The organism is Limosilactobacillus agrestis (assembly GCF_014145585.1).
GTDB classification, from domain to species: Bacteria; Bacillota; Bacilli; order Lactobacillales; family Lactobacillaceae; genus Limosilactobacillus; species Limosilactobacillus agrestis.
In genome coordinates this window covers 72,955-81,129 of record NZ_JACIVF010000065.1, presented here as the reverse complement: position 1 = coordinate 81,129, position 8,175 = coordinate 72,955, and the positions used below count along the sequence as shown (strand labels likewise).

At 38.4% G+C, this 8,175-nt stretch carries 7 protein-coding genes and 7 tRNA genes; 11 read left to right on the top strand and 3 right to left on the bottom strand.

Annotated elements, in window-relative coordinates; genetic code table 11:
- Nucleotides 1-20: 20 nt before the first annotated feature.
- The 7 genes from H5R88_RS07575 to H5R88_RS07545 all read left to right on the top strand — a co-directional run bounded on the left by H5R88_RS07575 (nucleotide 21) and on the right by H5R88_RS07545 (nucleotide 665).
- A tRNA-Val gene (locus H5R88_RS07575) sits at nucleotides 21-93 on the top strand.
- Between the two features lie 36 nt (nucleotides 94-129).
- A tRNA-Phe gene (locus tag H5R88_RS07570) sits at nucleotides 130-202 on the top strand.
- Nucleotides 203-207: 5 nt separating this feature from the next.
- Nucleotides 208-290, top strand: a tRNA-Tyr gene (locus H5R88_RS07565).
- A gap of 6 nt (nucleotides 291-296) precedes the next feature.
- Nucleotides 297-367 (top strand) — tRNA-Trp (locus H5R88_RS07560).
- A gap of 17 nt (nucleotides 368-384) precedes the next feature.
- Nucleotides 385-459 (top strand) — tRNA-His (locus H5R88_RS07555).
- A 36-nt stretch (nucleotides 460-495) separates the two neighbouring features.
- A tRNA-Cys gene (locus H5R88_RS07550) sits at nucleotides 496-566 on the top strand.
- Nucleotides 567-580: 14 nt separating this feature from the next.
- Nucleotides 581-665: transfer RNA gene (locus H5R88_RS07545), tRNA-Leu, on the top strand.
- A gap of 244 nt (nucleotides 666-909) precedes the next feature.
- On the opposite strand, the gene tnpB is transcribed toward H5R88_RS07545, so the two are convergent.
- Nucleotides 910-1,107 carry an IS66 family insertion sequence element accessory protein TnpB gene (gene tnpB / locus H5R88_RS09875; protein ID WP_372457365.1) on the bottom strand — a complete coding sequence of 66 codons (198 nt, stop codon included), beginning with the start codon at nucleotides 1,105-1,107 and terminating at the stop codon, nucleotides 910-912.
- A 49-nt stretch (nucleotides 1,108-1,156) separates the two neighbouring features.
- Nucleotides 1,157-1,315: a hypothetical protein gene (locus H5R88_RS07535; protein ID WP_182600679.1), complete on the bottom strand. Its 159-nt coding sequence runs from the start codon at nucleotides 1,313-1,315 to the stop codon at nucleotides 1,157-1,159.
- Between the two features lie 606 nt (nucleotides 1,316-1,921).
- Here H5R88_RS07535 and H5R88_RS07530 point away from each other — a divergent pair.
- Nucleotides 1,922-2,473, top strand: coding sequence for a GNAT family N-acetyltransferase (locus H5R88_RS07530; RefSeq protein ID WP_182600678.1), 552 nt, complete (start codon nucleotides 1,922-1,924; stop codon nucleotides 2,471-2,473).
- Nucleotides 2,474-2,512: 39 nt separating this feature from the next.
- Here H5R88_RS07530 and H5R88_RS07525 read toward each other — a convergent pair whose 3' ends face one another.
- Nucleotides 2,513-3,910 (bottom strand): DHA2 family efflux MFS transporter permease subunit, encoded by a 1,398-nt coding sequence (locus H5R88_RS07525; protein ID WP_182600677.1) that lies wholly within the window; start codon nucleotides 3,908-3,910, stop codon nucleotides 2,513-2,515.
- Between the two features lie 403 nt (nucleotides 3,911-4,313).
- On the opposite strand from H5R88_RS07525, the gene nrdD reads away from it, so the two are divergent.
- From nrdD to H5R88_RS07510, 3 genes are all read left to right on the top strand, one after another.
- On the top strand, nucleotides 4,314-6,548 hold the full coding sequence (gene nrdD / locus H5R88_RS07520; RefSeq protein WP_182600676.1) for an anaerobic ribonucleoside-triphosphate reductase: 2,235 nt from the start codon (nucleotides 4,314-4,316) through the stop codon (nucleotides 6,546-6,548).
- A 69-nt stretch (nucleotides 6,549-6,617) separates the two neighbouring features.
- Nucleotides 6,618-7,196, top strand: a complete 579-nt coding sequence (nrdG, locus tag H5R88_RS07515; RefSeq protein ID WP_182600675.1) for an anaerobic ribonucleoside-triphosphate reductase activating protein — start codon at nucleotides 6,618-6,620, stop codon at nucleotides 7,194-7,196.
- Between the two features lie 8 nt (nucleotides 7,197-7,204).
- Nucleotides 7,205-8,098, top strand: a complete 894-nt coding sequence (locus tag H5R88_RS07510) for a SufD family Fe-S cluster assembly protein (RefSeq protein WP_182600674.1) — start codon at nucleotides 7,205-7,207, stop codon at nucleotides 8,096-8,098.
- The last annotated feature ends 77 nt before the right edge of the window (nucleotides 8,099-8,175 follow it).

The window sequence follows — 8,175 nt, the reverse complement described above, 5'->3', positions numbered from 1 at the left end:
ATCCCGCACGGGTCACTTTTGGAGGATTAGCTCAGTTGGGAGAGCATCTGCCTTACAAGCAGGGGGTCACAGGTTCGAGCCCTGTATCCTCCATTACAACTTAATAGTTGTATATACCCATGACACAATGGCTCGGTAGCTCAGTTGGTAGAGCAACGGATTGAAGCTCCGTGTGTCGGCGGTTCGATTCCGTCCCGCGCCATTTATGGGGGAGTAGCGAAGTCTGGCTAAACGCGACGGTCTGTAAAACCGTTCCTTCGGGTTCGGTGGTTCGAATCCACTCTCCCCCATTTTATAGGGATATAGTTAAACGGTATAACTACGGTCTCCAAAACCGTCATTGTGGGTTCGATTCCTACTATCCCTGCTTAACTGAATATTTTGGCGGTATTGGTGAAGTTTGGTTAACACACCGGTTTGTGGGTCCGGCACGCGTGGGTTCAAATCCCACATACCGCCCTTTTGATTAAGCGTATTACTTAATCTTAACTATTTGGTGGTATAGCCAAGTGGTAAGGCAGAGGTCTGCAAAACCTTTATCATCGGTTCAAATCCGATTACCACCTTTTAGTTAGCTGATGCCTCTGTGGCGGAATTGGCAGACGCGCTGGACTCAAAATCCAGTTCCCGTTGAGGGAGTGTGGGTTCGACCCCCACCGGAGGCATATTAGTACTTTGGTACAAAACTGTCAGCTAAGCTAATGAATAGGAGAAAGTTTGTTATAACAGGCTTTCTCCTATTTTTTTAGCTTAAATTTTGATTTTAAAGAAATGGTATAAAATGGTGCAAATTGGTATAACCGGTGCACGGAAAGTGCACGGTTTATAATTAAAAATCCAACGCTTTAAAAAGGCTTTATCTGATTTATCTTTGTATTCATTAATTAAATAAGCATAGGTATTCAATGTCTATCCCAGGAAATGAAAGTTTTCTTTTTTATATAGCAGAATGAAGCCCTCGTTATCCCAATAAAGGGTTTTGAACCGATCATTGTGACTACCACAAAATAAAAAAAGAGAATTATTATATAACTCCAGTCCAAAGTTCTCCGCAACTATCATCGCTAAACTATCAATTCCTTTACGGAGGTCTGTCTTATTGCAAATAAGGTAAACATGCTCCGGTGCGTGCCAATTAATGGAATAACCACTTTAGTTATATCGGCCGCAAGGCTGAGATTAGATCCCTTAAAATTGTTAATCCAATGTTATCAACTTGCAGTTTTGCAGCTGGCCGAGGAATAAATTTATCCTTATTAACTACTGAATTCTTGGTCTTAAAAATTGGTGCTACAATATCGTTTTTTCCTTCCACAGAAAAAACTCCTGTACTAAAATTGCTTTTAGTATAACTAAGCTTTTTATTGCTAGACGTGTGGATACGGACTGCTTACAGTATAAAGAGTGGTTTTTTATAGAGAAAGCGCATGTCTAAATTAAATTAGAACAATAATGAAAAGATGCATAGCTGTATTGACTAGTTTTATTCGATGTTTCCAAAAATTGTGAGAAGAGAAGTTAAATTAATGAAAATAATTATCAGCATTATAATTTTAGCAATAGATGTATACGCAAGTTATAGACTCGCCAAGTGGGGATTAAAGATTCGAGATAAGGATGATTGAAATGTTTAAAGAAACAAAAAATCTTCAATATATGGACAGTCATGGACTATTGATATTAGAATTATTTACTAGAAGCCAATTAAAAAGCAATATGAAATATAGGTTAGCCTAAGATTAACTCCTGTAATTCTTATATACTAAAGATTACAGGAGTTTTTGCGTTAAAACAATTTGTCAATCTTTTTGCCACACCTAAATTAAAATGTCTCTTCTTTCAAAAAACTAATAAAGTTTACTTAGATTCTTGTCTATTGTTGTCTTTTTAGGTACTATTACGTAAATGGAGGAATCGTTAAATGATTGAAATACGTAAAGCGTCTACAAAGTCAAATGATTTTAAGAATATCAAGCGGGTCTATAATACCGTGTTTCCCCAAAATGAACTTTTACCATTATCTTTACTTAAAATGCGGGCCAAGGCTGGAAAAGCTGAATTTTGCAGTATTTATAATGAAGAAAAGTGGGTTGGCTTTTTCTATACAGTTTACAATAAACGAATGGCCTATATTTTCTTCTTGGCAATTGATCCGCGGTATCATAGTCAAGGCTTTGGGAGTGCAGTCTTAGATATGCTAAAGGGACGTTATGCTGGAAAGCAGATTACCCTTAGCGCTGAACGTCCAGATCCACAAGCACCAAATAATGAACAGCGAATTAGACGACACCGTTTTTACGCTAAAAATGGTTTTGTCAAAACGGGTCTTTATACCGTTGAAAAGGGTAATGAAAAATTTGATCTTTTAAGTACTCAATTAAGCGTGAATCCACAATTTTACCAACAGTTAATGGATAGTTATCTGACTAAACATCGACGTCATTACTTACCATATAAAATTATTAAAGAGTAAAAATAAATCCCCACTACCTAAATGATAGTGAGGATTTATTTAGTTTTTCCGATCTTTAATTTTGAATGATAAGAGCAGTGCCACCACAATTAAGATTATTGCGAAGTAAATGCCATAATGGAAACCGTTGGTGAAGCGAACAGTTTCAGATCCGCTAATAGATGAACTACCCCAAGCTAAGCAACTAGTAGCTAGGGCTGTTGCAAGAGCACCGATAACCTGCTGCATCGTATTCATGATTGTACTGCCATCTCCAGATTCTAATCCAGAGAGCGCGCTTAGAGCACTAGTTTGTGCAGGAGACATTGCTAAAGGACAACCAATCATTAAAATGATATGGGCACAGATTACATAAAGAAGTGAACTATGTGATGTAGTAAAGGCCAACATCAAAGCGCCAAATAAAGCAAGGATAAAACCAATTAATACAGGACGTTTAGCTCCAATGCTATCGTAAAGGCGACCTGCAATTGCAGAAGTAGCTGCATTAATAATTCCACCAGGGAGCATTACTAATCCAGTAAGGGCAACAGAAACTAAGAGCCCTCGTTGGTAGAATAACGGTAAAAGATACATCGTCGACAGAATAATTCCAAAATCAAGCATCACGATTGAAGAACCAATTGTGAAGGCCGGATACTTAAAGATATGAAGGTTTAAAATTGGTTCTTCCAGATGAAGTTGGCGATGGGCGTAAAAGATTAAAACAATAATTCCGATTATTAATGCACTAAGAACTGCAGGTGATGTCCAACCATCTTCACTAGCTAAACTAGCACCAATAACAAGTCCTGAACAACCGACTGCAGATTCAACAATTGAGAGCGTATCAACATGTGGTTTAGTAATTTCGCCAACATTTTTTAATGAAGTGATAGCAAAGATCAAGGCAATAAATAAAAATGGGATAAAGAGCCAGAAGATCCATTGCCATGATAACTTGGCAAGAATTAGCCCGGTTAAAGTAGGACCAATTGCAGGGGCAAACATGATTACGAGGGCACACATTCCTAGAACGGCCCCAATTTGTTTTGGTGGGAAGATTTGCATCACCACTGCAAACATTAATGGAAGAATTAAACCTGTTCCGATTCCCTGAATCATTCGTCCAATCAACAAAATAGTAAAATTATGCGCTAAGGCAGAGATACATGCTCCAGCCATGAAGTCGATTAATGCAAAAATAATGACTTGGCGGGTTGTAAACCATTTAGTAATAATACTGGAAAGTGGCAAGATAATACCAATAATTAACATATATCCAGTAACTAACCATTGAATTGTTGACGTACTTACTTGAAAAGCAGCCATCAATTTTGGCAATGCAATGTTTAATGAAGTTTCACTAAACATTCCGACAAAAGCTCCCAGTAGCATACTAACCATCATCAATCCTGGATGCGCTACTTGCTTACGAGCTTGTAAAGCATTTTCCATAAATATAAAAACTCCTTTTATCCTAAAAATTGCACAAAGATTAGTTTAGCAAATCGCTCCAGCTGCTCGTAAGCTATTTTTTTAATAACTAATAATCTTAAGTATGTTACTTAAGATTATTAAGCTAGATTTAGTGCTTTCAAATTCGATTTTTAGGGATAAAAAATTCTATTCAGTGATAATAGGAATTTAAAAATAAATGATTTAAAAGGTCTTATAATAATCGCAAAATAGCGTCGTTGCTTGTGATCTCATTTTATTCCTGGTAGATCAGAATAGAATATGAATAAATATTTAAGAAACTAATTTGACCACAACATATAGTGTTTAGAATGTCAACACTTCCTATAAGTTGTATTTTGAGCTATGATAGATAACGTTAATTACGAGAGGGGAAATAAAAATGAAAGTGCAAATAGTTGATAAGAAGGATCTTAAAAGTTTAACAAGTATTCAAGTCGTTAAACGTGATGGAACAGTAACATCATTTTATTCCTATAAGATTAACCTTGTTTTGAATGCGCTCAATGCTGATAAGCAGACCAGCCAAAGTGTTTATGTTACCTTATTGGATGCCCTACTTAATCAAACAACTGTCACTACTAAAAAGATTGCGGATCTCTTTGTCAAAGGACTGGTTAATGCTAATCATGAAGAATTGGCAAAAGTTTACCGTGATTATCGCCAGCATGATGAGGAAACATTTGCTGCAGCTACTAATCCCCAAAATAAGTTAGAGCAGCTTTTCGACCGAAACTCACGGGTTGTTCACGAAAATGCTAATAAAGATAGCCATGTTTTTAATACTCAACGGGACCTTGAAGCAGGCGTCGTGAGCCGTGCATTAGGATTACGAATGCTTCCGGGTATTGTAGCCAAGGCGCATCTTCGGGGTGATATTCATTGGCATGACCTTGATTATTCACCGGTAACGCCTGAAACTAACTGTTGTTTAATTGACTTTGATGAAATGTTTAAGCATGGATTTAAGATTGGTAATGCTTGGGTTTCTTCACCACGCTCGATTCAAACAGCTACTGCTCAGATGTCGCAAATTATTGCTAACGTGGCTTCACTGCAATATGGGGGATGCTCTGCTAATCGGATTGATCAATTATTGGAACCGTATGCAAAACTAAATTATGAAAAGCATATGAAGGATGCCGAAGAGTGGATAGTACCAGAAAAACGGGAAGAATTTGCTCGTGAGAAGACAAAAAAGGATATTTACGATGCAATGCAAGCTTTAGAATACGAGATTAATACCCTTTATTCTAGCCAAGGTCAAACTCCATTTACGACCATTAACTTTGGCTTAGGAACAAGCTGGATTGCCCGGGAGATCCAAAAAGCCATTTTGAAGATCCGGATTAAGGGCCTTGGTAAGGAACATCGTACAGCTATTTTTCCTAAATTAACTTTTACTATTAAACGGGGCTTAAACCTTAACCCTGAAGATCCTAATTATGATATCAAGCAATTGGCGCTTGAATGTTCAACGAAGCGGATGTATCCAGACCTTTTGATGTATGACAAGATTAAGAAACTGACAGGGAGTTTTAAGACACCAATGGGTTGCCGTTCGTTCTTACAGGGATGGACAGATCCAGAAACTGGTAAAGAAGTAAATTCAGGACGGATGAACTTAGGGGTAGTGACGGTCAACTTGCCACGGATTGCCCTTGAGGCTCATGGCGATAAGCAACTATTCTGGGAAATTTTTCAAGAGAAGATGAATATTTGTAAGATTGCCTTGGATTACCGGATTAAGCGAACTAAAGAAGCCAAGCCAGAAAATGCTCCCCTTCTTTATATGTATGGTGCATTTGGTAAACGGCTAAAAAAGACTGATAGTGTCGATGAAGTCTTTAAGAATAGTCGGGCGACCGTTTCACTGGGTTATATTGGTTTATATGAAGTATGTACGACTTTTTATGGGTCAAATTGGGAGCATAATAAAGAAGCGCATAACTTTGCAATTGCAATTACTAAGGCAATGCATGATTTATGTGCTGAATGGGAAAAAGAAGAAGGATACCACTTTAGTCTTTATTCCACCCCTGCTGAATCGTTAACAGATACATTTTGTCAAGATGATTTGAAGAAGTTTGGTCGAATTGAAGATGTAACAGATAAGGAATACTACACAAATAGCTTCCACTATGATGTTCGGAAACATCCGACACCATTTGAAAAATTATCATTTGAAGAGGCTTTCCCTAAGTATGCGGCCGGTGGGTTTATTCATTATTGCGAATATCCTAACTTACGCCAAAATCCAAAAGCCCTAGAAGCAGTTTGGGACTGGGCATATGATCATGTTGGTTATCTTGGAACGAATACTTCAATTGATCAGTGTTTTAAGTGTGGATTCAAAGGTGAATTCGAAGCAACTGCTCGTGGTTTTAAGTGTCCGCAGTGTGGGAACCATGACCCGGCAACTTGTGATGTTGTTAAGCGGACGTGTGGTTATCTGGGTAACCCACAGCAGCGACCAATGGTTCATGGACGGCATGAGGAAATCATTCACCGGGTTAAACATATGAATGCTGGAATGATCAAGAATGCAGCTGAATTTGAACAACAGCGGCAAATGGATAATAAAGCCCATGCTCATATTACTGGTGATCAAATTTAATTAATTATCAAAAGGTCAATTGCCCGCAAAGCTATCGACCTTTTATTATATATTATATAGGAGGAAAAAATGGTAGAAACACGATTACCCCGCAACCCAAAACCGCAAGAATGGCTAGCAAAAGATCATTCACTACAATATATTGCAGACTATAAGCCCTTTAATTTTGTTGATGGGGAAGGGGTCCGATGTAGTTTATATGTTAGTGGCTGTCTCTTTAATTGCCCAGGTTGCTATAACAAGGCGGCACAGAATTTTCATTACGGGCAGCCATATACTCAGGATTTAGAAGACAAGATTATTGAGGATCTTTCTCAAAGTTATGTTCAAGGATTGACTTTATTGGGTGGCGAACCATTTCTTAACACGCAAGTTTGTCTTAAGCTAGTTAAACGGGTCCGCAAAGAATTCGGTCATGAAAAGGATATTTGGTCATGGTCTGGCTATACTTGGGAAGAATTAATGAAGGAGTCGAGCGATAAACTTGAACTTCTGCACTACCTCGATATTCTAGTCGATGGTCGGTTCTTGCTAGCTAAAAAGGACCTTACCCTTCAGTTTAGGGGAAGTTCTAACCAACGCATTATTGACGTTCCGCAATCTCTTCAAACGGGGAAAGTGGTTATTTGGGATAAGCTTGTTCATTAGAGGAGAAAATGATGGCAAAAATTTGGAAGCAAGAGCCAGCGTGGTTAGAGAAAAAGCGTCAACTAGCAGTTCTACTGCAATCACGTTTTCCAACTTTACCTGCCCAAGAAGAATGGGGAGATTCCTGGCAAAAGGGGACAACTGGTATAAGCAGGGGTTGGCTTTCCTTACAGGAAGATAGCCTAACTGCGATGCCTCTTGAAGAAGCGGTTAATGAATACTCAACACTACTACAAGAAAATTTGATGGAGAAGGCGATCTTTTGGCAGGATAGCCAGTTAGCAGCCATGCACCTTGCAAACATTGATTGTGGGCAGTTTATATATTTGCGTCCACAAGTTATTCGGGAGCGTCCAATTGTTTTTAGTCCCCACCTTAACTCTGCTAACTCTCATAATATTATTGTCGTCAGTGCGGGAGCTAACGTAGTAATTGAAGAACGGATGGTTAATGATACGCTATTACCATCATATGAAGCAACAGAAATTTTAGTAGGGGCTAATGCGCATGTTACGTACAGGCAAGCAAATTGCTCAACTAGTAAAAATATCTATCGGACAATTCATGCATACCAAGCCCATGGTTCAACCCTGCAGTTTGAGGTAGCGAGCCAAGTACAAACTAAAGCGACTGTTGACGTTTATAGCTTTCTAGATGGTCAAAATACTCAGTGGGCGCCGGTAATTGCCTTAGAGGGACCCCAACATTTGACCGCAATGGTTGATGGTTTTGGTAAGGGGACTTCTGCCACTCTTACCCAATATCGGGATCCAGAAACGGTCATTGGAGCACCTTTTAAAGTAAAAGCCGGTGAACCACTGACAATTAGCGAAGATATCCATCCATTAAAAGAATTGGCTAGTAGTGATAACTGGTTAAAACAAATAATGACTGCTGAATAAGCTTAAAGTTAATTACATCAATGTTACAAGAAATCATTAATAACGAAAAATAAGTCGTTGAAATTCTTCTTGATAAG

What these genes read in the sequence shown, in the direction of transcription:
- H5R88_RS07530 (WP_182600678.1), top strand. Translation starts at nt 1,922, where the DNA reads ATGATTGAAATACGTAAAGCGTCTACAAAGTCAAATGATTTTAAGAAT.
- H5R88_RS07525 (WP_182600677.1), bottom strand. Translation starts at nt 3,910, where the DNA reads ATGGAAAATGCTTTACAAGCTCGTAAGCAAGTAGCGCATCCAGGATTG.
- nrdD (WP_182600676.1), top strand. Translation starts at nt 4,314, where the DNA reads ATGAAAGTGCAAATAGTTGATAAGAAGGATCTTAAAAGTTTAACAAGT.
- nrdG (WP_182600675.1), top strand. Translation starts at nt 6,618, where the DNA reads ATGGTAGAAACACGATTACCCCGCAACCCAAAACCGCAAGAATGGCTA.
- H5R88_RS07510 (WP_182600674.1), top strand. Translation starts at nt 7,205, where the DNA reads ATGATGGCAAAAATTTGGAAGCAAGAGCCAGCGTGGTTAGAGAAAAAG.